23 protein-coding genes are annotated in these 23678 nt (G+C 64.4%); 18 read left to right on the top strand and 5 right to left on the bottom strand.

The window, feature by feature from the left end:
• Positions 1 to 64 precede the first annotated feature (64 nt).
• The 8 genes from AC2FMD_RS02190 (at position 65) to AC2FMD_RS02155 (ending at position 10685) form a co-directional block, all read left to right on the top strand.
• Positions 65 to 1477 carry a YcjX family GTP-binding protein gene (locus AC2FMD_RS02190; protein ID WP_496743090.1) on the top strand — a complete coding sequence of 471 codons (1413 nt, stop codon included), beginning with the start codon at positions 65 to 67 and terminating at the stop codon, positions 1475 to 1477.
• Positions 1474 to 1917: a GNAT family N-acetyltransferase gene (locus AC2FMD_RS02185; RefSeq protein WP_496743088.1), complete on the top strand. Its 444-nt coding sequence runs from the start codon at positions 1474 to 1476 to the stop codon at positions 1915 to 1917. The genes AC2FMD_RS02190 and AC2FMD_RS02185 overlap by 4 nt, the downstream gene beginning before the upstream one ends.
• 3 nt (positions 1918 to 1920) lie before the next feature.
• The gene (locus AC2FMD_RS02180; protein WP_496794601.1) at positions 1921 to 2910 is read left to right on the top strand and encodes a YcjF family protein; all 990 of its coding nucleotides are present in this window, start codon (positions 1921 to 1923) and stop codon (positions 2908 to 2910) included.
• Positions 2911 to 2970: 60 nt separating this feature from the next.
• Positions 2971 to 3681: a VIT1/CCC1 transporter family protein gene (locus tag AC2FMD_RS02175; RefSeq protein ID WP_496711345.1), complete on the top strand. Its 711-nt coding sequence runs from the start codon at positions 2971 to 2973 to the stop codon at positions 3679 to 3681.
• A 107-nt stretch (positions 3682 to 3788) separates the two neighbouring features.
• The gene (locus AC2FMD_RS02170) at positions 3789 to 6515 is read left to right on the top strand and encodes a DUF2339 domain-containing protein (protein ID WP_496794600.1); all 2727 of its coding nucleotides are present in this window, start codon (positions 3789 to 3791) and stop codon (positions 6513 to 6515) included.
• Positions 6516 to 6681: 166 nt separating this feature from the next.
• Positions 6682 to 9600 (top strand): isoleucine--tRNA ligase, encoded by a 2919-nt coding sequence (ileS, locus tag AC2FMD_RS02165; RefSeq protein ID WP_496794599.1) that lies wholly within the window; start codon positions 6682 to 6684, stop codon positions 9598 to 9600.
• A gap of 85 nt (positions 9601 to 9685) precedes the next feature.
• Positions 9686 to 10141, top strand: coding sequence for a methylated-DNA--[protein]-cysteine S-methyltransferase (locus AC2FMD_RS02160; RefSeq protein ID WP_496794598.1), 456 nt, complete (start codon positions 9686 to 9688; stop codon positions 10139 to 10141).
• 76 nt (positions 10142 to 10217) lie between these two features.
• Positions 10218 to 10685, top strand: coding sequence for a hypothetical protein (locus tag AC2FMD_RS02155; protein WP_496681332.1), 468 nt, complete (start codon positions 10218 to 10220; stop codon positions 10683 to 10685).
• A gap of 27 nt (positions 10686 to 10712) precedes the next feature.
• On the opposite strand, the gene AC2FMD_RS02150 is transcribed toward AC2FMD_RS02155, so the two are convergent.
• The 4 genes from AC2FMD_RS02150 to fsa form a co-directional block, all read right to left on the bottom strand.
• On the bottom strand, positions 10713 to 11408 hold the full coding sequence (locus AC2FMD_RS02150; protein ID WP_496711350.1) for a CDP-alcohol phosphatidyltransferase family protein: 696 nt from the start codon (positions 11406 to 11408) through the stop codon (positions 10713 to 10715).
• Between the two features lie 91 nt (positions 11409 to 11499).
• Positions 11500 to 12420: a tyrosine recombinase XerC gene (locus tag AC2FMD_RS02145; RefSeq protein WP_496681335.1), complete on the bottom strand. Its 921-nt coding sequence runs from the start codon at positions 12418 to 12420 to the stop codon at positions 11500 to 11502.
• On the bottom strand, positions 12417 to 13124 hold the full coding sequence (locus AC2FMD_RS02140; protein WP_496681337.1) for a DUF484 family protein: 708 nt from the start codon (positions 13122 to 13124) through the stop codon (positions 12417 to 12419). The genes AC2FMD_RS02145 and AC2FMD_RS02140 overlap by 4 nt, the downstream gene beginning before the upstream one ends.
• A gap of 204 nt (positions 13125 to 13328) precedes the next feature.
• The gene (gene fsa, locus AC2FMD_RS02135; RefSeq protein WP_005977921.1) at positions 13329 to 13982 is read right to left on the bottom strand and encodes a fructose-6-phosphate aldolase; all 654 of its coding nucleotides are present in this window, start codon (positions 13980 to 13982) and stop codon (positions 13329 to 13331) included.
• A gap of 91 nt (positions 13983 to 14073) precedes the next feature.
• On the opposite strand from fsa, the gene AC2FMD_RS02130 reads away from it, so the two are divergent.
• From AC2FMD_RS02130 to AC2FMD_RS02115, 4 genes are all read left to right on the top strand, one after another.
• A complete protein-coding gene (locus AC2FMD_RS02130) occupies positions 14074 to 16269 on the top strand; it encodes a primosomal protein N' (protein ID WP_496743079.1) in 2196 nt (731 codons plus the stop codon).
• A 77-nt stretch (positions 16270 to 16346) separates the two neighbouring features.
• Positions 16347 to 17579 carry an MFS transporter gene (locus AC2FMD_RS02125; protein ID WP_496688376.1) on the top strand — a complete coding sequence of 411 codons (1233 nt, stop codon included), beginning with the start codon at positions 16347 to 16349 and terminating at the stop codon, positions 17577 to 17579.
• Between the two features lie 68 nt (positions 17580 to 17647).
• Complete coding sequence (locus AC2FMD_RS02120) at positions 17648 to 18526, top strand: 50S ribosomal protein L11 methyltransferase (protein WP_496794597.1); 879 nt, start codon at positions 17648 to 17650, stop codon at positions 18524 to 18526.
• 98 nt (positions 18527 to 18624) lie between these two features.
• Complete coding sequence (locus AC2FMD_RS02115; protein WP_490362348.1) at positions 18625 to 18978, top strand: hypothetical protein; 354 nt, start codon at positions 18625 to 18627, stop codon at positions 18976 to 18978.
• Between the two features lie 99 nt (positions 18979 to 19077).
• Here the strand turns inward: AC2FMD_RS02115 and AC2FMD_RS02110 are convergent, their stop codons facing one another.
• Positions 19078 to 19290, bottom strand: a complete 213-nt coding sequence (locus AC2FMD_RS02110) for a DUF1127 domain-containing protein (protein WP_496794596.1) — start codon at positions 19288 to 19290, stop codon at positions 19078 to 19080.
• Between the two features lie 327 nt (positions 19291 to 19617).
• Here AC2FMD_RS02110 and ruvC point away from each other — a divergent pair, with 327 nt between their 5' ends.
• The 6 genes from ruvC to tolQ all read left to right on the top strand — a co-directional run bounded on the left by ruvC (position 19618) and on the right by tolQ (position 23677).
• Positions 19618 to 20115 carry a crossover junction endodeoxyribonuclease RuvC gene (gene ruvC, locus AC2FMD_RS02105; RefSeq protein WP_496681345.1) on the top strand — a complete coding sequence of 166 codons (498 nt, stop codon included), beginning with the start codon at positions 19618 to 19620 and terminating at the stop codon, positions 20113 to 20115.
• Positions 20112 to 20783 (top strand): Holliday junction branch migration protein RuvA, encoded by a 672-nt coding sequence (ruvA, locus tag AC2FMD_RS02100; protein ID WP_496681347.1) that lies wholly within the window; start codon positions 20112 to 20114, stop codon positions 20781 to 20783. The genes ruvC and ruvA overlap by 4 nt, the downstream gene beginning before the upstream one ends.
• 4 nt (positions 20784 to 20787) lie before the next feature.
• Positions 20788 to 21807: a Holliday junction branch migration DNA helicase RuvB gene (ruvB, locus tag AC2FMD_RS02095; RefSeq protein ID WP_170435328.1), complete on the top strand. Its 1020-nt coding sequence runs from the start codon at positions 20788 to 20790 to the stop codon at positions 21805 to 21807.
• Positions 21808 to 21869: 62 nt separating this feature from the next.
• Complete coding sequence (locus AC2FMD_RS02090; RefSeq protein WP_496794595.1) at positions 21870 to 22493, top strand: hypothetical protein; 624 nt, start codon at positions 21870 to 21872, stop codon at positions 22491 to 22493.
• The gene (gene ybgC / locus AC2FMD_RS02085; protein ID WP_496681352.1) at positions 22490 to 22873 is read left to right on the top strand and encodes a tol-pal system-associated acyl-CoA thioesterase; all 384 of its coding nucleotides are present in this window, start codon (positions 22490 to 22492) and stop codon (positions 22871 to 22873) included. Before AC2FMD_RS02090 ends, ybgC begins: the two co-directional genes overlap by 4 nt.
• A 108-nt stretch (positions 22874 to 22981) precedes the next feature.
• Complete coding sequence (gene tolQ, locus AC2FMD_RS02080; protein ID WP_496681354.1) at positions 22982 to 23677, top strand: protein TolQ; 696 nt, start codon at positions 22982 to 22984, stop codon at positions 23675 to 23677.
• Position 23678: the final 1 nt, after the last annotated feature.

The raw sequence follows: 23678 nt of genomic DNA, 5'->3' as shown, positions 1-23678 counted from the left end.
AAGCGCTGGCAACCGGGGCAGCGGCTACCTATCTTGGGACAAACAAGAAATGCGGGGCGGCGGTTTGGTCATCTCATCACTGGCAGACAGTCTTGTGCGCGGCGTCGAATCCGTCGGCGACCGCGTGTCCGAGACGTTTTTCGAACCGGTCGTCCGGCTGGGGGTCACCGGTCTGGCGCGGTCGGGCAAGACGGTGTTCATCACGTCGCTGGTGGCCAACCTTCTGGACAGGGGGCGGATGCCCGGCCTGGTCGCCCAGCAGGAGGGGCGCATCAACGCCGCCTACCTGCAGCCGCAGCCCGACGACACCGTGCCTCGGTTCGACTATGAATCGCACCTGTCGGCTCTGACCGGGCCGCAGCCCCACTGGCCCGACAGCACCCGCGCCGTGTCCGAGCTGCGTCTGTCGTTCAAGGCCCGCCCCGCCGGGCTGCTGGCCGGCCTGCAGGGGCCGCGCACCGTGCATCTGGACATCGTCGACTATCCCGGCGAGTGGCTGCTGGATCTGGCCCTGCTCGAAAAATCCTATGACGACTGGTCGCGCGAAACGTTGGAGCGGATCGCGCAGCGTCCGGCCGCCGCTGATTTCCTGGCCCAGATCAAATCTGTTGACCCGGCCGACCCCCATGATGAACCCACCGCGCAGGCCCTGGCGCGGGGCTTTGCCGACTATCTGACTGCCGCGCGGGATGCGGGTTTCTATGACTGTACGCCGGGCCGGTTTCTGCTGCCGGGTGATCTGGCCGGGTCGCCGGTGCTGACCTTTGCGCCTTTGCCGACCGAGGGCGCCTCGCGCCGCCGCAGCTTGCATCGCGAGATGGAGCGCCGGTTCGAGGCCTACAAATCGCAGGTCGTGAAGCCCTTTTTCCGGGATCATTTTGCCCGGATCGACCGGCAGGTGGTGTTGGTGGATGCGCTGGGCGCGATCCATAAGGGGCCGCAGGCGGTCGAGGACATGCGCCGCGCCATGGGTGATATCCTGTCTGCCTTCCGGCCCGGCCGCAATGCGTGGCTCAGCCAGATGCTGCTGGGCAAGCGGGTCGAACGCATCCTGTTCGCTGCCACCAAGGCCGATCACCTGCACCACCTGCAGCACCCGCGCCTGACCGCGATCATGGAGGCTCTGACGCGCGAGGCGCGCGACCGCGCTAGGTTCGCCGGGGCCGAGACCGCTGCCATGTCCATCGCCGCGCTGCGCGTGACGACCGAAGAAATCCGCAATCACAACGGCGTCGAACTGCCCTGCGTGCGCGGTACGTTGGACACCGGCAAGCAGGCGGCCTTCTATCCCGGAGAACTGCCCGAAGACCCCGCCCATCTGCTGGGCCCCGCGCGCAAGGGGGCCGACACTTGGTTGGGCGAGGATTACGGGTTCATGACCTTTGCCCCGGCGCATCTGTCGCTGCGCCCCGGCGACGGCCCGCCGCATATCCGGCTGGACCGCGCTGCGCAGTTTCTGATCGGGGACCGGCTGTGACCGTTACCCTCAGGCCCGCGCGCAGCCTCGACGCCGGGGCGGTCGGAGAGATCCTGCACGGCTTTGCACGCGAAAACGACTGGATGCCCGAGCTGCATTCCGGGGCCGAAGCCATCGCCTTTTGCGGGCGGATGATCGACAATGGATGGGTCACGGTTGCCGAACAGGGCGGCAAGGTCGCAGGCTTTCTGGCCGTGGACGAGACCGAGGTTCATTGCCTGTACCTAAGCCCCGCCGCGCGAAGTCAGGGGATCGGCGCACAACTGCTGGACAGCGCCAAGGCAGGTCGCCGAGAACTGGCGCTGTATGCCTTTCAGGCCAACACGGGCGCGCGCCGGTTCTACGAACGGCACGGCTTTGTCGAAGTGGCCCGCAGCGACGGGGTCGACAATGATGAACAGCTGCCGGACATTCGGTTCGTCTGGCAACAGAAGGAGTGACGCATGGCCAAGGGTCCGGTTCTGATCGAGCTTGACGAGGATGCCCCGGCCGCCGACGTGGCGAACGCCGCGCCGGTACCGGATATCGCGCCACCCCAGGGGCAGGCGATGCAGGCCGCGGCCCGGCTGGCCGCGCGCAAGCCGTCGGTTCTGGGCCGGTGGTTCTGGGGGCTGGCGGTTGCCGTCGTGGGGGCGGCGGTCTCTGTAGCCGCGTGGAATTTTGCCACCTCGTTGATCGCCAGCGTTCCGGTGCTGGGCTGGATCGTGACCGGCCTGATCTGCGCGCTGGTGCTGGTGGCTCTGCTGATCGCCCTGCGCGAACTGGCCGCGCTTGGCCGGCTGTCGCGGGTGGACGGGATGCGCCGCGCCGCCGATGCCGCGCTGGCCGATGCTGATCTGGCGCAGGCCCGGGCCGTGACGCAGCGCCTGATCGCGTTCTATCGCGGGCGCGAAGATACGCGCTGGGGCCGCGACCGTCTGGCCGAACGGGTCGAGGAACAGTTCGACGCTTCGGGCCTGCTGGGACTGGTCGAGGATGAATTGCTGGCCCCGCTGGATGCTGTTGCCAGCCGCGAGGTCGAGGCCGCCGCGCGCCAGGTCGCGACCGTGACGGCGCTGGTTCCTCTGGCGCTGGCCGATGTTGCGACGGCGCTTCTTGCCTCGCTGCGGATGATTCGCCGGATTGCCGAAATCTATGGCGGTCGGGCCGGGTTTCTGGGGGGCTGGCGGTTGACCCGCGCGGTGTTCGTTCACCTGGTGGCCACCGGTGCGGTGGCCGTGGGCGACGACCTGCTCGAACCGGTTCTGGGCGGGTCAGTCCTCAGCAAACTGTCGCGCCGCTTTGGCGAAGGGCTGGTCAACGGCGCCCTAAGCGCCCGCGTCGGCGTGGCCGCGATGGAGGTCTGCCGTCCGCTGCCCTTCTCGGACCGGCACAGGCCGTCGACCCGCGGCATGGTCTCGCGCGCGCTGGGCGGGCTGTTTTCCAAGGGTTGATCTGCCGCAAAGCCAACGGGCCGCTGCGCAGGGCAAAATCTTCCGGAAGGGAGACCAGCCATGGCGGATCACGGCCACAGCCAACAGGAAATCGCAGAACGGATCGACACCCCACCCGGGCGCGGGTTCTTGCGGGACGTTGTCTATGGCGGGATCGACGGATCGGTGACCACGCTGGCCATCGTGGCAGGCGTGGCCGGGGCCGGGCTGTCGCCCTTCGTCATCGTGGCCTTGGGCCTGGCCAACGTGCTGGCCGACGGGTTCTCGATGGCTGCTGGGAATTACTCGGGGACCAAGGCCGAGCTGGACAATATCCGACGGATCCGCGCCATCGAAGAGCGCCACATCCGCCTCTACCCAGACGGCGAGCGCGGCGAGGTGCTGGAAATCCTGTCCCGCAAGGGCCTGTCGGGCCGGGTGCTCGAACAGGCAACCGATGCGATCACTGCCGATCGTGACACGTGGATCAACCTGATGATCGAGGGCGAGTACGGGTTGGGCAGCGTCGATCCGCATCCGCTCAAGGCCGCCGCAGCCACGTTCGCGGCCTTTGTCGTGGCCGGTATGGTTCCGCTCGTGCCGTTCTTGTTGGGTGTCGAGGGCGCGTTTTCAGCCTCGGTCCTGATGACGCTGGGCGTGTTCTTTGCCATCGGCGCGATGAAAAGCCGGTGGTCGCTGGCACCCTGGTGGCGCTCGGGGCTTGAGACGCTGGCGATTGGTGGAGCAGCGGCGGCAATTGCCTATCTCGTCGGGTCTCTGTTCCATCCTTAGATTACTGGCGTCAGACCACAACAGGCTGAAACCATTTGGGATTTCCCGACTGTCTTACCGCGCCTGCACAGGATAGCCTATAATGCAGATTTGCCCGGAGGTGCGGTTTGGAATCTCTGCTTGTTCTTGTTGGCTTGGTCGTTTTGGCGATGCCGGTATCTATTGTCGTCTTGCTGGTCGGCCATGCCCGACTGCGGCGGCGGGTCGAGCAGTTGGAGATCAGGTCGGGTGTCGAGCCGCAGCCCGACATGGCGCGGCCCGCGCAGACGCCGCCCGCGCCAGCAGAAGCGTTGAAGCCAAAACCCCGACCGGCCCCTTGGGGCCCGCCGAAACAGGAAAGCCCACCCACGCCGGATCAACAGCCCGAGCCTGAAAAATCGGCAACTGTTGCCGAGACCGCATCCCCTCCGGCCGCAGTCGTGTTCCGCGCCGAGCGCTTCGACGATCTGGGCGCGTGGCTCCGCGAGAACTGGTTCTATGCCGTATCCGCCCTGTCGCTGGCGCTGGCGGGGATATTTCTGGTGCAATACGGGGTCGAGAACGGGTTGCTGCCGCCCACCGCGCGCGTGTTGGCGGCCTTGGGCTTCGGCTCGCTGCTGATCGTGGCGGGTGAAGTCGTGCGGCGCCGATACGGCGATGACGAGTCGTCGGCCACCGCCTACCTGCCTTCGGTGTTTTCCGGCGCGGGGCTGGTCACGCTGTTCGGCGGTGTGCTGGCGGCGCGCCAGCTCTATGACCTGATCGGCCCCGAGGCGGCTTTGGCGGGCATGATCGCCATCGCCCTTGTCGGGCTGGTTCTGGGCTGGTTCCACGGCCCACTGCTGGCGGCGATCGGGTTGATCGGCGCCTTTGCCGCGCCATTCGTCGTAGGTGGAGAGTCGGCCGACCCTTCCTGGCTGCATGGATATTTCTTTGTGATCACCGGGCTTGGGCTTGGGATCGACACGGTGCAGCGTTGGGCCTGGGTGTCGGTGCTGTCGCTGATGGGAGCCTATTTGGCGGGCCTTTTGCTTGTGGCTGGTTCGCCGATCACAGAACCGGCTTTCCTCATCTACGTGGCTGCCGTTGCCGTGATCGCCATTGCCATTCCCGTGCGCCGGATCTGGCCTGATCATGACGGCGCGATGTTCAGCGAAATCTTTGTCAGAAAAGCCAGTGGTCCGTGGCCCGAATTTCCGACGCGTTTGGCCTTTGGGGCGGTGCTGGCAAGCTCGGCCATTCTGGTGTTGCAATGGGCGGATACGAGCGGTGAGTTCTGGCTGGGTGTGATCCTGCTGGCAGTCCTGACGTTCGCCCTGCTGATCTGGGCCAAGGACGCACCGGCCCTGCAGGACATGACCGCGCTGCCTGCCCTGGGGCTGGGTGGTTTCGTGTTCACGCACGGGTTTGATGGCGGCGCGGTGGCGCGTGGGTTCTGGCAGACCTACTCCGAAACGCCCGAAGTCGATTTTCCGTTGGCCGCGACGTGGCTGGTTGCGCTGGGCGCGGTGATCGCTGTTCTGGCGGCATGGCGGTCGTTCCGGGGTGGGCGGTACCCGCTGGTCTGGGCCGGTGCCGCCGCGCTGTACGCCCCGGCGCTGGCCATCGCGCTTGAGCTTGGCTGGCGCCCGGCCAGCGTTATCGGAGCCTACCCCTGGGCCCTGCATGCGGTCGCGCTTGCGGCGCTGATGGTGGTGCTAGCCGAGCGCTTTGCGCGTGTGGATGTTAAGGCCCGGATGCGTCCGGCTTTGGCCACGCTGTCGGCCCTGTCCTGCCTGACCTTCGGCTGCGTGATCGTGCTCAGCTCGGCGGCGCTGACCATCGCATTCGTGGTCACGATCATCGCGGCGGCGGCGCTGGACCGGCGGTTTGCCCTGCCGCCGATGAGCTGGTTCATCTGGGCCGGAGTCGTCACCGTCACGTTCCGGCTGATCCTGAACCCGGGTCTGGGCTGGGCGCTCGATGCGCCGGTTCCGGAAATGGCGCTGGTCTATGGAACTGCGGTTGCAGGCTATGTCGCCGCATGGTGGATGCTGCGCCCGCTGGACCGACCTGTCGCCAAGGTCATGTTAGACAGCGCGGCTTGGGCGACGGGCGGCGTTCTGGTGTCGCTGCTGCTGCTGCGCTGGTTGGAAGGGCTGGGCGAGGGCGGTGCCGACGACAGCCATTGGGGGCTGGGCCTGCTGTCGGCCATTTGGCTGCTGTTGGCATTCGCGCAGGGGCAGCGGTTTGCGCTGGGCGGGCGATTGAACTGGGTGCGGGTCGCATTGGGCGTGTTTTTCGCCGCGCATGGCCTGTTGTGGCTGGCGCTGGCTGCGACAGTGGCCAACCCTGTTTTGCGTTTTGGCGCAGATCCTGTTCTGGGACCTCCGATCGTGAACACGCTTGCCATTGCCTATTTACTGCCGGCCCTTGTCATCGGTCTGTTCGCGTGGCGAATCCCCACGATGCCGGCCCAGTTGCGGCTGGTCTGCCAGGGAGTGGCCATCGCGCTGGGTGCCTTGTGGCTGGGCCTGACCATCCGGCATTTCTGGCAGGGTGCGGCAGGAATGTATGAAGGCAACGGCGTGTCCCAGCCCGAGCTTTATACCTACACGCTCGCGCTGCTGGTGATCGGCGCGGCGCTGTTCTATCAGTCGTTGGCCCGCGGTTCGAACCTGATGCGCAAGGCCGGGCTGGCGGTGATCGGGCTGGCGGTGGCCAAGGTGTTCCTGATCGACATCTCAGGCTTGGGCGGCCTGATCCGGGTGTTTTCGTTGCTGGCTTTGGGGCTGGCGCTGGCGGGTTTGGCTTGGCTGAACCGCTGGGCCAAGCTGCGCCATTCGCCGCAGGGGCCGGAAGCTCTGGACCAATAGGCACAACCGGCCTATAAGCCCGGCTATGCAAGACGTTTTGGCCATTATCATTCGAATTATTTCCCCGGCGCTCTGAGTTTCCGAGACGCCGGGCAAAGGTGCTTGAGTTCATCGCACCGACCGCTTCGATCCAAACACGCCAAGAATATCCAAGGGACGCCTCTCCATGTGCGCCGACATGACCCAGACACCCGACTACAAAGACACGCTGAACCTGCCCCGAACCGAATTCCCCATGCGCGCCGGCCTGCCCAAGCGCGAGCCCGCATGGCTGGACCGCTGGGAGAAGATCGGCGTCTATGACCGCTTGCGCGAAAAGCCGGGGCGCAAGCCGTTCATCCTGCATGACGGCCCGCCCTATGCCAACGGGCACCTGCATATCGGCCACGCGCTCAACAAGACGATCAAGGACATGATCGTGCGGTCGCATCAGATGATGGGCTTCGACGCGCGCTATGTGCCCGGCTGGGACTGCCACGGCCTGCCGATCGAATGGAAGATCGAGGAACAGTACCGCAAGAAGGGCAAGAACAAGGACGAGGTTCCGGTCATCGACTTCCGCCAGGAATGCCGCAAGTTCGCCGAAGGCTGGATCGATATACAGCGCGAAGAGTTCAAGCGCCTGGGCATCACCGGCAACTGGGCCGATCCCTACGTCACCATGGACTATCACGCCGAGGCGGTGATCGCGGACGAGTTCATGAAGTTCCTGATGAACGGTACGCTGTATCAGGGCTCGAAACCGGTGATGTGGTCGCCGATCGAGAAGACCGCTCTGGCCGAGGCCGAGGTCGAGTATCACGACAAGGAAAGCTTCACCATCTGGGTGAAGTTCAAGGTGGTGAACACCGGCGACACCACGCTGGACAACGCCTATGTTGTGATCTGGACCACGACGCCCTGGACCATGCCTTCGAACAAGGCCGTGGTCTATGGCAAGGACATCTCGTACGGGCTGTACGAAGTGACCGGCCGCCCCGAGGAATGCTGGGCTCGGATCGGTGACCGGTACCTGCTGGCCGACAACTTGGCCGCCGACGTGTTCGCGCGCGCGCGACTGGACGACACCATGTACCGACGCCTGTGTGACGTCACGCAGGACGATCTGGCCAAGATCCAGCTGCAGCACCCGCTGGCAGGGGCCGAAGGGTCCAACGGCGAATGGGACGACATCCGCGATTTTCGCGCGGCCGATTTCGTGACCGATACGGAAGGCACCGGCTTCGTCCATTGCGCGCCCTCGCACGGGATGGAGGAATTCGAGCTGTACCGCGATCTGGGCATGCTCGAGCAGGTCATCACCTACAACGTGATGGACGATGGCAGCTTCCGCGCTGACATGCCGTTCTTCGGTGGCAAGTACATCCTGTCGCGCAAGGGCGGCGAGGGCGACGCGAACAAGGCCGTGATCGACAAGCTGGCCGAGGTCGGCGGGCTGCTGGCGCGTGGCAAGATCAAGCACAGCTATCCGCATTCGTGGCGGTCCAAGGCGCCGATCATCTATCGCAACACACCGCAATGGTTCGTGTCCGTGGACCGCAAGCTGGACGACGGCATGAACCAGATGGGCGACACCATCCGCGAACGCGCCCTGCGCTCGATCGACGAACTGGTGAAATGGACGCCGCCGTCGGGCCGCAACCGCCTGTATTCGATGATCGAGGCACGCCCCGACTGGGTTCTGTCGCGCCAGCGTGCCTGGGGCGTGCCGCTCACGTGTTTCACCAAGAAAGGCGCTCTGCCCACCGACCCGGATTATCTGCTGCGCAACGCGGAAGTGAATGCCCGCATCAAGGCCGCGTTCGAAGAACACGGTGCCGATGTCTGGTACACCGACGGGTTCAAACAGCAGGTGCTGGACGGCATCGTGAACCCTGACGACTATGACCAAGTGTTCGACGTTCTGGACGTGTGGTTCGACTCGGGCTCGACCCACGCATTCGTTCTGCGCGATCGCGAGGATGGTGCGCCCGAGGGCATCGCCGATGTCTACATGGAGGGCACCGACCAGCACCGCGGATGGTTCCACTCTTCGATGTTGCAGGCCTGTGGCACGATCGGTCGCGCGCCCTACCGCAACGTGGTCACGCACGGGTTCACGCTGGACGAGAAGGGCAACAAGATGTCCAAATCGCTCGGCAATACCATCGTGCCGGAGGAGGTCATCAAGCAATATGGTGCCGACATCCTGCGCCTGTGGGTGGCCCAGACCGACTATACCGCCGATCAGCGGATTGGGCCGGAAATCCTGAAAGGGGTCGCCGACAGCTATCGCCGTCTGCGCAACACGATGCGTTTCATGCTGGGTTCGCTGGCCGATTTCACCGAGGCCGACCGGATCGACCCGGCCGAGATGCCGCGTCTGGAACGCTGGGTGCTCAGCCGACTCGCCGAATTGGACGAGCAGGTCCGCAAGGGCTATGCCGCGTTCGACTTCCAGGGCGTGTTCAGCGCGGTGTTCAACTTTGCCACGGTCGACCTGTCGGCCTTCTATTTCGACGTGCGCAAGGATGCGCTGTATTGCGATGGGGACACCCCGCGCCGCAGGGCCGCGCGCACGGTGCTGGATATCCTGTTCCACCGTCTGACCACCTGGCTGGCACCGATCCTGCCGTTTACGATGGAAGAGGTCTGGCTGGAGCGGTTCCCGGGCGAGGACAGCTCGGTGCATCTGGTCGACTTCCCCGACACGCCTGCCGATTGGCGCGACCCCGCGCTTGAGGAGAACATGGCCAAGATCCGCCGTGTACGTCGTGCGGTGACCGCCGCGCTGGAAGTGCAGCGCCGCGACAAGGTCATCGGCTCCAGCCTCGAAGCCGCGCCGGTCGTGCATGTCGAGGATGCCGAAACCCGTGACCTGCTGGCCACTTTCGACGTGGATGACCTGTGCATCACCTCGGGCCTGACTGTCACCGCCGACCCGGCCCCGGCCGAGGCCTTCCGCCTGCCCGAGGTCGAAGGCGTCGGCGTCGTGTTCGAAAAGGCCGAAGGGGCCAAGTGCCAGCGTTGCTGGAAGATCCTGCCGGATGTGGGGCGCCACGCGCATCCCGGTGTCTGCGGTCGCTGCGACACCGCCCTGAGCTGAACGTAAACCCCGAAAGCCCCCCGCCATAGCGCGGGGGCTTTTTTTGCGACTTGCGGGCGGCGTGCTGATCTGAAACCCTGCAGCCATGCCGATGATTGCGGTTCAAACCCAGTTCGGATGCCTCGGGATCGAGGAAGAAGGCGGCGCCATCACTAGGCTGGTCTGGGGCGGCCAAACGGAGGGCGATACGACTCCGCTGCTTGCCGAAGCCGCCTCGCAGGTGATGGCCTACGCCGAAGGCAGCCTGCGCCGCTTCGACCTGCCGCTGCACGTCAACGGATCAAAGTTTAAGCGTGCGGTCTGTGCGGAGATGTCGGCGATTCCTTTCGGTGAAACCCGCACCTATGGCGACATTGCGCGCGAACTGGGGCACCCCGCACAGGCCGTGGGACAAGCCTGCGGAGCCAATCCGATTCCGGTGATCATTCCCTGCCACCGGGTGTTGGCTGCGAACGGGCTGGGCGGGTTTTCCGGCCAGGGCGGAATCGAGAGCAAGGTGGCCTTGTTGCGCCACGAAGGCGCCGCGAGCCTGCTGATCTGATCACCGGAATCCAGTTGCAATCCCCCGCAAAGCGTCCCAACCTGAGATGGAATTCGTCAGCGAAGGACCGCATTGCATGACCGCTCAGACAGACCCGGCTGCCCGCAAGAAAGCCATCATCGACCGCCTGATGGCCCTGGAAGCCCAGGAGCTTGAAGTCGCGCAGGCCCATCACGAGGCCTTTTTGAAAGAGTCGCAGCTGGACGATCGCGAGGTGCATGACAAGGACGACATCGCCGCCTCGCGCGAGAGCGCCGATCTGGCGGCGGCTTTCGACGGGCCGGTGCATGCACATCACGCCAAGATCGACGTGATCGAAAACACCGATTTTGGTCCGAAACAGACGGTCGAGCCGGGCGCGGTGGTCAAGCTGAATGACCGGCATTTCGTCGTCTGCGTCTCGACCACGCGATTCGACGTTGACGGGGACACCTATATGGGGATTTCACCCCAAAGCCCGATTTACCTGGCGATGGCCGGTTTGCAGAAGGGCGACGTGTTCACCCACAATGGAACCGAATTCGAGATCCAGGAAATCCTGTGAGCTTCGGCCTCGCCCTGCGCGGCGGGGTCATCCGGTCCTTTGCGGGATCAGTTGCTGGGCAATACCAGCAAACACCAGATACAGGCTGGTGACGACAAGGCCCCAATGCGCCCAGCTTTGCGGGTGGAAATCGACCCAGGCGGCCCATCCGGCGAAAAACGTCCAGGCGAAGGCCATGGGCAGGGAAAGGTTGCGCCAGCGTTCCGTACGCACGGGGTGGATGAATTTCAGCGGCAGGAACATTGCCACGGCCAGCAGCGCCACAAGGATCAGGCTGAACCAGAAATCGGGTTTCAGCGCGAAGATCACCACCACGACCATGTTCCAGCAACCCGGGAAGCCGGAAAAGGAATTGTCCTTGGTTTTCATCCGCGTGTCGGCGAAATACATCGCGCTAGCGAAGGTGATGACGATAATTGCGAACCAGCCGGTCCAACCGTCCATCAGGCCGGATTTGAACAGCGCATAGGCCGGAATGAACACGTAGGTCAGATAATCGATGATCAGGTCCAGCAGCACCCCGTCGAACTCGGGCGCGTTTTTCTTGACGTGGTAGTGCCGCGCCAGAGGACCGTCGATTCCGTCGACAATGAAAGACACCACCAGCCAAAGGAACATCAGGCTCCATTTTTCCTCGACCGCTGCCAGCATGGCCAGCATGGCAATAACGGCACCAGTCGCGGTGAACAGATGAACGGCTAAGGCTTTGAATCTGAGTGTCATGGCCCGTGTCATGTACGATGCGCGCCCGAGATGCAAAGCAAAATCCCGCCCCTAAGGGTCTATGCAGGCGGTCGTGGCGATTCCGTTGCGTTCAGGCCTTGGGGTGGGTGCGGTTGTAGACCTCCATCAGCCGCGCGGTATCGACGGCGGTATAAGCCTGCGTGGTGGACAGAGACGCGTGTCCCAGCAGTTCCTGAATGGCTCGGAGGTCGCCACCGGCCGACAGAAGGTGCGTGGCAAAGCTGTGGCGCATGGCATGGGGCGTGGCCGTTGCCGGCAGGCCCAACTGCATGCGTGCCTTTGCCATGACGCCTTGGATCGCCCGTGGGTTCAGCGCCTTGCCACGCACACCGCGGAACAGTGGGGCGGTTGCACTTTGCGGGTGCGGGCACAACTCCAGGTACCGGTCCACCGCCTGCCGTGCGGCGGGAATGACCGGAACGATTCGCTCCTTGTCGCCCTTGCCGACGATTCTGAGCGTCTCAGGCAGGGGCGCGTCAGCGCCGGTCAGCGAGAGGGCCTCGGAAATGCGCAGTCCGCAGCCATAGAGCAGGGTCACCACGGCCACGTCGCGGGCCGCAACCCAATCCGAACTGGATTGCAACTCGACCGCCTCGATCACGGCGCGGGCGGCGTCTTCGGCTAGGGGGCGCGGCAGCTTTTTGGTGAATTTCGGCGCGCGGGTGGACAGGACGGCGGTGGGCTCGAACCCCTCGCGCTCGGCCAGCCAGCGGTAGAAGCTTTTGACGGCCGACAGCTTGCGCGCCAGAGATCGGGCGCCGACGCCGGAGTCGCGCTGTTGCGCCATCCAGGCCCGCATGTCCGACACGCTGATCCGTTCCAGCGCGGCCAACCCCTGACGTTCGCTGTGATGCAGGGTCATGAAGGCCAGGAAATCGGTGACATCCCGACGATAGGCGTTGGTGGTGTTTTCCGACCGGCCCGCAAGCGCCGAGAGACTCTCCAGCCACACTTGTAGCGCATCGCGGCAGGCCGGAGAGATCAGGCTCATGACAGCCAGTGGCGCATCGACCGTTCGAACACGCCGGCGAAAAACGCCAGCAGATCGGTGCCCAACTGCGGAGAGAAATGCCGCGGGTCGCGCGCGCCCATTACGATCATGCCCGGCAGGCGGCCCGTGCCCAGGTCCAGCAGCATGCAGGCTTCGGATTGAAGTTCGCCGGCCTGATCACCGTGCACCAATCGGTTGGGTTGGTGAATCTCGCGCAGCACGACGTCGCGGGCCGGGCCGCCGCGGTCGTGGCTCAGGTAGCGGTCGATGAAGCCGGGTTCGGCCACCGTTAGAATACCGTCCAGCCTGGCGATTCCCGGATCGTGTTGCGCGGCCGTAGTTTCCAGAACAAGAGTGATCCGGTCGACCCGCAGGATGTCGGCGACGTCGGTGCCCAGTGTGCGCAGGAAATCCTCGAACTCCGCCGGTTCGAGAAGACGCAGGATGGCGCGGTGCACCTGGTTGGTGCCGGCCAGGTTCTCGTAGGCGGCGGCGATGACCGAGCGGTGCGTGTCCTCCAGACGATCCAGCCGCGCCTCGAGCCGCTGCATGGCGATTCCGCGCAGGTCGATGATGTTGTCTCCGCGGGCGCGTTCGTTCGCGGCGACCAGCGCCTGCATCAGGTCCTTGTCGTCCAGCACCGCATCCGGTTTTGCCAGAATCGCTGCGCGGAGGTTGTCCTCGAGTTTGGGGTTGCTGCTCATATCCTGTCCGGTCTTTTTTTGTTGGGGGCGTTATAGCACGGGTGCCCGGAAATACCTTGGGAAAAATGCACGTTTAGGTGGATTAGGTGCCGAGTGTGGGGACTTGGCTCCCGCCTGCACGGGCCTGATCGCTGATCAGGCCCGTGCAGGCGGGCCAGGCGCGGCCCCTGGCGGGGCCGCGCGGTGGTGCTTGGGATTAGCGGGTCACAGGATTTTCTGGCCGGTCTTGGCCCAATCCGACAGGAAGGCCTCGAGCCCCTTGTCGGTCAGCGGGTGGTCGGCCAGCTTCTTGATCACGGCGGGCGGGGCGGTGATCACGTCGGCGCCGATGCGGGCGCTGTCGGCCACATGGTTCACGCTGCGGATCGAGGCGGCGAGGATTTCGGTTTCGAACCCGTAATTGTCATAGACCTGACGGATGTCGGCGATCAGGTCCATGCCGTCGAGGTTGATGTCGTCCAGACGTCCGATGAAGGGCGAAATGAAGGTCGCGCCCGCCTTGGCCGCCAGAATCGCTTGGTTGACCGAGAAGCACAGGGTGACGTTAACCATCTGGCCCTCGTCGCTGAGCGTCTTGCAGGTTTTCAAACCGGCCCAAGTCAGCGGCACCTTGACGGCGATGTTCGGTGCGATCTGCGCCAGCTTGCGGCCTTCGGCGATCATGTCCTCGGCCTCGGTGGCGACGACTTCGGCGGAAACCGGGCCATCGACCAGGTCGCAGATTTCCTTGGTCACTTCCAGAATGTCGCGACCCGATTTCAGGATCAGCGAGGGGTTGGTGGTGACGCCGTCCACCATGCCCAGGTCGTTCAACTCGGCGATGGCGTCGATTTCGGCTGTGTCTACGAAGAATTTCATCGGGGCAGTCCTTTGATGGGTTGGCCTTGCTCGAGGATGCCTTTACCTCAAAGAGACCCGTGCTGAAACCCCTGCTGAAGAAAGGCGCGCATTGAGCGACCCGGTGCATTTCGACCAAGGTGAGCTGGTGGCGGTTCTGACGACCCAGCCGCTGGACCGGACGTTGGATTACAAGGCGCCCGAGGGGGGGTGTTTCCTGGGGGCCTTCGTCGAGGTGCCGCTGGGTCCGCGCAAGGTGTTGGGCGTGGTCTGGGGGGCCGGGCGCGGTGATTTCGATCGCAGCAAGATCCGCTCGGTCATCCGGGTGCTGGACGTGGCGCCCATGCGCCAAGAGATGCGCCTGTTCCTGCAGCGTGCGGCCGACTACACGCTGACGCCGATGCCGGCCATGCTGCGGCTGGCCACCCGCGCGCCCGGGCTGGGCGACCCGCTGTCGATGCGCAAGATCTATCGGCTGGGCAGCGGCACACCCGACCGCATGACCGACGCCCGCGCCCGGGTGCTGGAGGTGCTGCGTGATTATGGCGGCCTGGCCTTTACTCTGAAAGAACTGGCCGAGATGGCCGGGGTCACTTCGTCGGTCGTCAAAGGGTTGGTCAAGCAGGGCGCAGTGCGTGAGGAGGACAGCCCCCGCGACCTGCCTTATCCGACGCTGGATCCGGACCGGCCCGGCAAAGCTCTGACCCCCGACCAGACCGCTGCCGCCGACACGTTGCGGGCGGCACTGCGCAGCGGAACTTATGGCACCACGCTGCTGAAGGGCGTGACCGGGTCGGGCAAGACCGAGGTCTACCTTGAAGCGGTGGCCGAAGCGCTGCGCATGGGCCGGCAGGCGCTGGTGCTGCTGCCAGAAATCGCGCTGACCGCCGAGTTTCTGACGCGGGTCGAGGAGCGGTTCGGTGCGCGCCCGGCCGAATGGCATTCCGGTGCCACGATGACTGAACGCCGCCGTGTCTGGCGCATGGTCGGGCAGGGCGATGCGCAGATGGTGGTGGGCGCGCGGTCGGCGCTGTTTCTGCCGTTCCGCGATCTGGGCCTGATCGTGGTGGATGAGGAACACGACACCTCTTACAAGCAGGAAGACGGGGTGCATTACAATGCGCGCGACATGGCGGTTCTGCGGGCGGCGATCTGCGGGTCGCGCGTGATCTTGGCCAGCGCGACACCGTCGCTGGAAAGCTGGGCCAATGCCGAGGCCGGCAAGTATGACCGACTGGACCTGACCTCGCGCTTTGGGGCGGCGGTGCTGCCGGACATGAAGACCATCGACATGCGCGCCGAGAAGATGCAGCCGGGCACCTGGATTTCCCCCAGCCTGCGCCAGGCGGTGCAGGCGCGCATCGAGAAGCGCGAACAGTCGCTGCTGTTCATCAACCGCCGGGGATATGCGCCGGTGACGTTGTGCCGGGCCTGCGGCGAACAGATCGCCTGCGACCACTGCGATGCGCGCATGGTCGAGCACCGGTTCCTCAAACGTCTGATGTGCCACCAGTGCGGTGAGACCAAGCCCATGCCCGAGGCCTGCCCCGCCTGCGGGGTCGAGGGCAAGCTGGCCCCGGTCGGCCCCGGCATCGAACGTCTGGCCGAAGAGGCCGAGGCGACCTTTCCCGACGCCCGCATCGCCATGCTCAGTTCCGACCTGTTCGGCTCGGCCCGGGCGCTGAAGTCCAAGATCGAAGAGATCGCCGAGGGCGACGCCGATATCGTCATCGGTACGCAGCTGGTGGCCAAGGGGCACAATTTCCCGAACCTGACGCTGGTCGGGGTGATCGACTCGGATCTGGGCCTGCACGGGTCCGACCTGCGCGCAGCCGAGCGGACCTTTCAACTGATGCGGCAGGTGGCCGGCCGGGCCGGGCGGGCCGACAAGCCGGGGACGGCGCTGCTGCAGACCTTTCAGCCCGAACACCCGGTGATCCGCGCGATCCTGTCAGGGGACGAGGAAGGATTCTGGCGGGCCGAGGCCGCCGGGCGTCAGGCGGCCGGGGTGCCGCCCTATGGCCGGATGGCGGGAGTCGTGCTGTCCGGCCCCGAGGTCGGGCCCGTCTTTGACATCGGCAACGCATTGGCGCGCAATGACGCGCCGCTGCGGCAGATCGGGGCACAAGTCTTTGGGCCAGCCCCGGCGCCGATTGCCCGTATCCGCGGGCGGCACCGGGTGCGGCTGCTGATCAAGGCGCCCAAAGGGGCGCCGATCCAGGACGCCATCGCCCGCTGGATCGCACCGGTGCGCCTGAAGGGCGACATCCGCCTGACCGTCGATATCGACCCGCAGAGCTTCTACTGACCCTGCATGAGCGCAGACCCGATGTGCACGGGGGATTTCCTCTCGCCAGCCGGGCGGATTGGGCGTAGAGAACTCTCATGCTGAAACCGATGCCCCTGTCCCAGGCCCAGAGCCTGCCGTTCTGGCGCCGCCCCGTCACGTTGCTGTTCGTGATGGCGCTGACCATGCCGATCGCCTTCAACGCATGGAGCGCACTGCTGAACAACTTCGTGATCGAAGTCGCGGATTTCGATGGGGCAGACATCGGCCTGCTGCACACGGTGCGCGAAATCCCGGGCTTTCTGGCCGTTGGCGTGATCGCGGTGATCCTTTTCGTGCGCGAACAGGTGCTGGCCATGATTTCGCTGATGCTGCTGGGCGTGGCCACGGCGGTGACGGCCTGGTTTCCCAGCCTCGGCGGGCTGCTGTTTGTGACCCTGTTCAGCTCGATCGGGTTTCACTACTACGAAACGGTCAATCAATCGCTTCAGCTGCAATGGCTGCCCAAGGACCGCGCCCCGCAGGTGCTGGGGTGGCTGGTGGCGATGGGATCGGCCGCGACGCTTGTGGTCTATGGGCTGATCGTGCTGACCTGGGATCGGTTCGATCTGTCCTACAACACGGTCTTTATGGCGGCTGGTGGTTTGACCGCGGTGCTGGCGCTGTTCTGCCTGATCGCCTATCCGCAATTCGATGCGCCGACACCGCAGACCAAGAAAATCGTGCTGCGCCGCCGCTACTGGCTGTATTATGCGCTGCAGTTCATGGCGGGCGCGCGGCGGCAGATCTTCGTCGTGTTCGCGGGGTTCATGATGGTCGAACGCTTTGGCTTCGAAGTGCATCACCTGACCAGCCTATACCTCATCAACCTGATCATCAACATGGCCGCCGCCCCTCTGCTGGGCAAGGCCGTTGCGGTGTTTGGCGAGCGGCGCACGCTGATCTTCGAATATCTGGGCCTTGCTATCGTATTTGCGGCCTATGGCGGCATCTACTGGTTTGGATGGGGCGTGCTGCTGGCGGCCATTCTCTACGTCATCGACCACGTGCTGTTCGCGCTGGCTTTGGCGCTCAAGACCTATTTCCAAAAAATCGCCGATCCGGCCGATATTGCACCCACCGCGGCGGTGGCCTTTACCATCAACCACATCGCGGCGGTGTTTCTGCCGGCGCTGCTGGGGCTGTTGTGGGTCGTGTCGCCGGGGGCGGTGTTCGGCCTGGCGGCGGGCATGGCGCTGATCTCTCTGGCGCTGTCGCTGCTGATCCCGCGCCATCCCGAGCCGGGGAACGAGACCGTCTTTTCGAAATACGCCCCCGCACCGGCCGAATGACACCCGGGACGCTTGACCTCGACGGCTGACGGCCCTAGGCGCAAAGGCGGTTTCTGCAGGAGGTTCCCATGCCTACATTCACCGCCTTGACTACCCTGAAAGGCAAAGCCGCGGCCGAAAGCCTCGGCGAAGCGATGGAGCGTCTGGATCCCGAACCCACCGGCGTGGGCGTTTTTGAGGTCGAGGACGGCTCGGGCCTCTGGGAGGTCGGCGGCTATTTCACCGAAACCCCGGACGAGGCTGCACTGGCCCTGCTGGCGGCGGCCTTCGAAGCCAAGCCGTTCGTGGTGTCGGAACTGCCGGAAACCGACTGGGTCGCCCATGTCCGGCGCGAGCTGGCCCCGGTCGAGGCCGGGCGGTTTTTCGTCTATGGCAGCCACGATGCCGACAAGCTGCCCGAGGGACGCATCCCGCTGCTGATCGAGGCGGCGATGGCCTTTGGTACGGGGCACCACGGAACCACGCTGGGGTGTCTTAGGGCGCTTGATAAGCTGATTGAACAAGGGTTCAAGGCCAGCAAGGTCGCTGATATCGGCTGCGGTACGGCGGTTTTGGCGATGGCGGCGGCGCGGGTCTGGTCGGGCGAGATTCTGGCCAGCGACATCGACGAGGTTGCCGTAGAAGTGGCCGAGGCCAACTTGAAGGCCAACGGCATGGCCGGGGCCGTCCGTTGTGTCGAGGCCGCCGGATTTGACCATCCCGACCTCCAAGCGGTGGCGCCTTACGATCTGATTTTTGCCAACATTCTGAAGGGTCCGCTGGTGGCCCTTGCGCCGGAAATCGCGCAGAATCTGCGCGGAGGCGGACATGCGATCCTGTCGGGAATCCTCAACGAGCAGGCCGACGAAGTGGAATCGGTTTATACACGAAACTGGTTCAATACGATGGATCGATCAATGATTGGTGAATGGACGACGCTAGTCTTAACCAAACACGGCGCAAATTAGACTATTTGCAGGAGTTTTGTGGATTTTTGCCACGGTTTTGACGCATTCTCCTTCTACCGTCATCCAATGAATTTGGGGGGCGGTTTTTGGAGGCTGCCATGACAGGAAAACAACTTGAATTCGATCAGCGCGTTCATCGGCTGACAAAGAAACACAACAAGATGAGCCGCGGCTATCGCGCGACCATGCGCAAAGATGGGTTGGTCGTCATGAAACCCCAACGGGTGCGCTCGGCCGTTCCGCTGAAGGTTCTTGTTATGTGTCTGGTCGGGGTGTTTGCATTCAAGGCTTTCCTGTTGTCCAGCCTGGGACCGTCCGGGTACCAAACCCGGCTCGACGTGCTGAACGGCGGGACAGCGATCGAACAGGCCGGTGCATGGGTCATGCAGATCGATCCGGTGACACAATTCATGTCCGATCAATTCAAGGCGATCATCTACAAGCTGTCTTGAACGCAAACACCGCGCACCTTCCGGTCCGCGGTGTTCGTTTTTTGCCCCCGCCTCTGAACCGATGGCTGGAGTGAGCAAGTGAGTGGTGGTGGCCGTCGTTCAGCGGCAGCCTTCGGCGACTGCGTCGATGTCGCCCCGGCACAGGCCGATGTCTTCCAATTCACGATCGCTCAGGCCGTTCAGCGCCTTGCGGGTGATGCGGGCATCATTCCATTCGATGACGGCGTTCACGATCGAGGCCAGAAAAGCGCCGATACGGCCTGCAAAGCCGATCGAGCCAATTGCGGCGCGGGTGGGTTCCAGTGCAGCCATATCCTGCTTCCTTCTGGTTGGTGCTTCATTCCAAATGCTGCGCGGCAGCTAATGACGAAGGTGCGCCCGAGCAAGGCACAAAATTGCATGTGTCCCATGCAGATTTTGCAAGGGTCCCGATACCTGAAAAAGCCATGAAAAAAAGGTGAAAAATGACCCCCGAGCCATGTCGATTTCAGACCTTCCGGCGTCGGATTCAGGCCGCCGTGTCGCAGGTGGAGCATAGGTGTCGTTTTTGGGTGTGGTGTCAATTCGCTTGGAAAATGTTCACGCTTCGTGCTAATCGATGAAAAAGATCACGAAAACCCGAGCAGGCCGAGGCACAACATGCGAATTCTGGGCATCGATCCGGGGCTGCGCACCCTGGGATGGGGCGTCATCGAATCACATGGCAGCCGGCTGAGCCACGTTGCCAACGGCCTGTGCAAATCCGACGGGGATGATCTGGGCGAGCGGCTTTTGTCGCTGCACAACCAGATCGTCGAGGTGATCGCCGAGCATCAACCCGACCAGGCAGCGATCGAACAGACCTTCGTCAACAAGGACGGCGCCGGGACGCTGAAGCTGGGTCAGGCGCGCGGAGTGGCGTTGCTGACCTTGGCGCAGGCCGGGTTGCCGGTGGGCGAATATGCGCCCAACCGGGTCAAGAAAACCGTGGTGGGTGTAGGGCACGCCGAGAAGGAGCAGATTCTGCACATGGTCAAACTTCAGTTGCCGGGATGCCAGCCCAAGGGGGCCGATGCGGCGGACGCGCTGGCGATCGCGATCTGCCATGCGTTCTACGGGGCGACGCCGCAGGCCCGCATCAAACAGGTGGTCTCATGATCGGCAAGCTGACAGGACGCATCGACTACCGCGCGGCGGATCACCTTCTGATCGACGTGCGCGGGGTCGGCTACATCGTCTATTGCTCGGACCGCACCATGGCGGCCCTGCCCGGGGTGGGCGAGGCGGTCTCGCTGTACACCGATCTGGTGGTGCGCGAGGACCTGATGCAGCTTTACGGCTTTCTGTCACTGGTCGAGAAAGAATGGCACCGGCTGCTCTGCTCGGTTCAGGGGGTGGGGGCCAAGGTGTCTCTGGCCATTCTTGGGGCGCTGGGGCCGGACGGGGTCAGCCGGGCCATCGCGCTAGGCGATTGGGGCGCGGTAAAGGCGGCCAAGGGTGTCGGGCCTAAGACCGCGCAGCGCATCGTGCTGGACCTGAAAGACAAGGCGCCCGGCGTCATGGCGATGGGCGGCACGGTGACCGAGGCAATGGACGGCCCCGTGGCCGAGGTGGTTGAACCCGCAGACCCGGCGCCGGCCCCCGTGCGGTCCCCGAAACCCGGCGCGGGTGCGGCGTCGGCGGGTGCTTTGTCGGCGCTGTCGAACCTGGGGTATGGCCCGTCCGAGGCCGCCTCTGCCGTGGCTGAGGCCGCCGCCAACCTGCCCGATGCCGGCGAGGCCGAATTGATCCGCGCGGCGTTGAAACTGCTGGCTCCGAAAGGCTGAATGAATGGTTGATGCCGACCCGACCCTGCGCCCGCAGCCTCTGCCCGAGGACAACGACCGCGCCTTGCGCCCGCAGGGGCTGGACGAATTCATCGGCCAGGCCGAGGCGCGGGCCAATCTGCGCATCTTCATCCAGTCGGCCCGCCAGCGGAACGAGGCGATGGACCACACGCTGTTCCACGGCCCTCCGGGCTTGGGCAAGACGACGCTGGCGCAGATCATGGCGCGCGAACTTGGGGTGAACTTCCGCATGACCTCGGGGCCGGTTCTGGCCAAGGCCGGGGATCTTGCGGCGATCCTGACCAATCTCGAAGAGCGCGACGTGCTGTTCATCGACGAGATTCACCGCCTGAATCCGGCGGTGGAAGAGGTGCTGTACCCGGCGATGGAGGATTTCGAGCTGGATCTGGTGATCGGCGAGGGCCCCGCGGCCCGTACCGTGCGGATCGAGCTGCAGCCCTTTACGCTAGTCGGGGCGACCACGCGGATGGGCCTGCTGACCACCCCGCTGCGCGACCGGTTCGGTATTCCCACCCGGCTGCAATTCTACACCGTGGACGAGCTGCACGAGATCGTCACCCGCAACGCCCGCAAGCTGGGCGCGCCGGCCGATGACGACGGTGCGCGCGAGATCGCGCGCCGGTCGCGGGGCACCCCCCGTATCGCCGGACGGCTGCTGCGGCGGGTCGTGGATTTCGCCATTGTCGAAGGCGACGGTCGCATCACGCGCGAGCTGGCCGATGGCGCGCTGACGCGGCTGGGCGTCGACAATCTGGGTCTGGACGGGGCCGACCGCCGCTATCTGAAACTGATCGCCGAGAATTATGGCGGTGGCCCGGTGGGGATCGAGACCTTGTCGGCCGCCCTTTCGGAAAGCCGCGACTCGCTGGAAGAAGTGATCGAGCCCTATCTTTTGCAACAGGGCTTGATCCAGCGCACGCCGCGCGGCCGGATGCTGGCACAGAAGGCCTGGACGCATCTCGGCATGACCGCGCCCAAGGGACAGAGCGACCTGTTTGGTTGAAGCCGCCGGCTTCAGACCTTAAGGCTGGGGCGAGAGAATTTTCAAAAGACGAAGGGCAGGGCGTGACACCCGAAGAGATCCAGGCGTTGTTTACCCGATCCGATGGCGCGTTCCTGTTTGCGCGCTGGGGCCGTCCGATCGTGCCTATCGTGTTCGGGGTCGAGGATGAAACCCTGGCCACGGTCAAAGGCGCGTTCGAGGCGGTGGTTGCGCTGGCCGATCACAAGATGGCCGAGACCGACCCCGAACTGGGTGCCAACTGCATGGTGTTCTTCTTTCGCGAGTGGAGCGAGTTGCCCGAGGTTCCAGACCTGGATCGTCTGATACCCGATCTTGTCTCGCTGGTTGCGCGGCTGGAGGGCGCCGGGGCGAACCAGTACCGGATTTTCCGCTTCGACGAAGACGGTGCGATCCGAGCGGCTTTCGTCTTTCTTCGGATGGATCGCGAGTTGTCGAAGGTGCCGGCTGAAACCCTGGCCCTTTCGCAGGTCGTTCAGACCATTTTGCTGTGGTCCGACACGGCGTTCCGCGACCGCTCGCCCCTGGCCGTGGCGGGCGAGACGACGATCCTTCGGCCCGACATTGCCGGGCTGATCCGCGCCGCCTATGATCCGGTTCTGCCGGCGGTGGCGCAGGACCCTTCGCACGCGCTGCGCCTGTTCGCCCGGATGGAGCGTCCGCAATGAAACACGTCTTTCCCATTCGCGTCTATTACGAGGACACCGACATGGGAGGCGTCGTCTATCACGCCAACTACCTGCGCTATATCGAGCGCGCCCGGTCGGATTGGGTCCGGAATCTGGGCAATGACCAGAACGCAATGCGTGAGGCGGGTGTCGTCTGGGTCGTGCGGCGCGTCGAGGCCGACTATCTTGCCTCGGCCAGGTTCGACGACGAGTTGATCGTCGAGACCGAGGTCGTCGCGATCTCGGGCGTGCGTCTGACCATGGCACAGCTGATCCGTCGGGGTGACACCGAGATCTTCCGCGCCACCGTCACCGCCGTCTGCATCAACAAGGACGGCAAGCCGATCCGGTTGCCGGCAGAGATTCGCGCATTGATGTAACAATTTGCTCAGGCCCGGCGGTTCTGATGGCATTTTGCACGCAACTGCGCTAGCGTTCGGTAAAACAAGGCCAAACAACGGCCGTCAGGCAAAACAAAGAGCAGGTTCATGGAAGCTGAAACGCTGGCGCTTGCGCAGGAGATCGATTTCTCCATGTGGGGGCTGTTTGCCCGCGCGACATTCATCGTCAAGGTCGTGATGCTGATGCTGGTCGTCGCATCCTTCTGGTCGTGGTCGATCATCATTCAACGGCTGATCAACTATCGCGCGGCCCGGCGCGAGGCGGAGGCATTCGATCAGGCCTTCTGGTCGGGCAATCCGCTGGACGAACTGTTCGAGCAGATCGGACCGCAGCCCGATGGCGCATCGGAAAAGATCTTCGCGGCCGGGATGATCGAATGGCGCAGGTCGCATCGCAACGACGGCGGGCTGATCGCGGGGGCCACGGCCCGTATCGACCGGTCGATGGACGTGGCCATCGCGAAAGAGGCCGAAAAGCTGAACAAGGGCCTGCCGATCCTGGCCACGGTGGGGTCCACCGCGCCCTTCATCGGGCTGTTCGGCACGGTCTGGGGCATCATGAACGCCTTCATCGAAATCGCCGAGCAGCAGAACACCAATCTGGCCGTCGTGGCGCCGGGCATCGCCGAGGCGCTGTTGGCCACCGGTTTGGGCCTGCTGGCGGCGATTCCGGCAGTGATCTTCTACAACAAGCTGAGCGCGGACAGCGACCACATCGTCGGCGGATACGAGGCATTCGCCGACGAATTCGCGACCATCCTGTCACGCCAGTTGGACAGCTGAC

This window comes from Ruegeria sp. BHSC276 (assembly GCF_059612945.1).
Note: the sequence above shows the minus strand (reverse complement) of the source record. Positions and strands in the feature narration are given on the sequence as shown.

Excerpts from the sequence above, each read along its gene's own strand:
- AC2FMD_RS02120 (WP_496794597.1), top strand. The coding sequence starts at position 17,648 with ATGCCTACATTCACCGCCTTGACTACCCTGAAAGGCAAAGCCGCGGCC.
- fsa (WP_005977921.1), bottom strand. The coding sequence starts at position 13,982 with ATGAAATTCTTCGTAGACACAGCCGAAATCGACGCCATCGCCGAGTTG.
- AC2FMD_RS02145 (WP_496681335.1), bottom strand. The coding sequence starts at position 12,420 with ATGAGCCTGATCTCTCCGGCCTGCCGCGATGCGCTACAAGTGTGGCTG.
- AC2FMD_RS02125 (WP_496688376.1), top strand. The coding sequence starts at position 16,347 with ATGCTGAAACCGATGCCCCTGTCCCAGGCCCAGAGCCTGCCGTTCTGG.
- ruvB (WP_170435328.1), top strand. The coding sequence starts at position 20,788 with ATGGTTGATGCCGACCCGACCCTGCGCCCGCAGCCTCTGCCCGAGGAC.
- AC2FMD_RS02180 (WP_496794601.1), top strand. The coding sequence starts at position 1,921 with ATGGCCAAGGGTCCGGTTCTGATCGAGCTTGACGAGGATGCCCCGGCC.
- ileS (WP_496794599.1), top strand. The coding sequence starts at position 6,682 with ATGTGCGCCGACATGACCCAGACACCCGACTACAAAGACACGCTGAAC.
- AC2FMD_RS02150 (WP_496711350.1), bottom strand. The coding sequence starts at position 11,408 with ATGACACTCAGATTCAAAGCCTTAGCCGTTCATCTGTTCACCGCGACT.
- AC2FMD_RS02140 (WP_496681337.1), bottom strand. The coding sequence starts at position 13,124 with ATGAGCAGCAACCCCAAACTCGAGGACAACCTCCGCGCAGCGATTCTG.
- ybgC (WP_496681352.1), top strand. The coding sequence starts at position 22,490 with ATGAAACACGTCTTTCCCATTCGCGTCTATTACGAGGACACCGACATG.
- AC2FMD_RS02155 (WP_496681332.1), top strand. The coding sequence starts at position 10,218 with ATGACCGCTCAGACAGACCCGGCTGCCCGCAAGAAAGCCATCATCGAC.
- AC2FMD_RS02115 (WP_490362348.1), top strand. The coding sequence starts at position 18,625 with ATGACAGGAAAACAACTTGAATTCGATCAGCGCGTTCATCGGCTGACA.
- AC2FMD_RS02110 (WP_496794596.1), bottom strand. The coding sequence starts at position 19,290 with ATGGCTGCACTGGAACCCACCCGCGCCGCAATTGGCTCGATCGGCTTT.
- ruvA (WP_496681347.1), top strand. The coding sequence starts at position 20,112 with ATGATCGGCAAGCTGACAGGACGCATCGACTACCGCGCGGCGGATCAC.
- ruvC (WP_496681345.1), top strand. The coding sequence starts at position 19,618 with ATGCGAATTCTGGGCATCGATCCGGGGCTGCGCACCCTGGGATGGGGC.
- tolQ (WP_496681354.1), top strand. The coding sequence starts at position 22,982 with ATGGAAGCTGAAACGCTGGCGCTTGCGCAGGAGATCGATTTCTCCATG.
- AC2FMD_RS02160 (WP_496794598.1), top strand. The coding sequence starts at position 9,686 with ATGCCGATGATTGCGGTTCAAACCCAGTTCGGATGCCTCGGGATCGAG.
- AC2FMD_RS02175 (WP_496711345.1), top strand. The coding sequence starts at position 2,971 with ATGGCGGATCACGGCCACAGCCAACAGGAAATCGCAGAACGGATCGAC.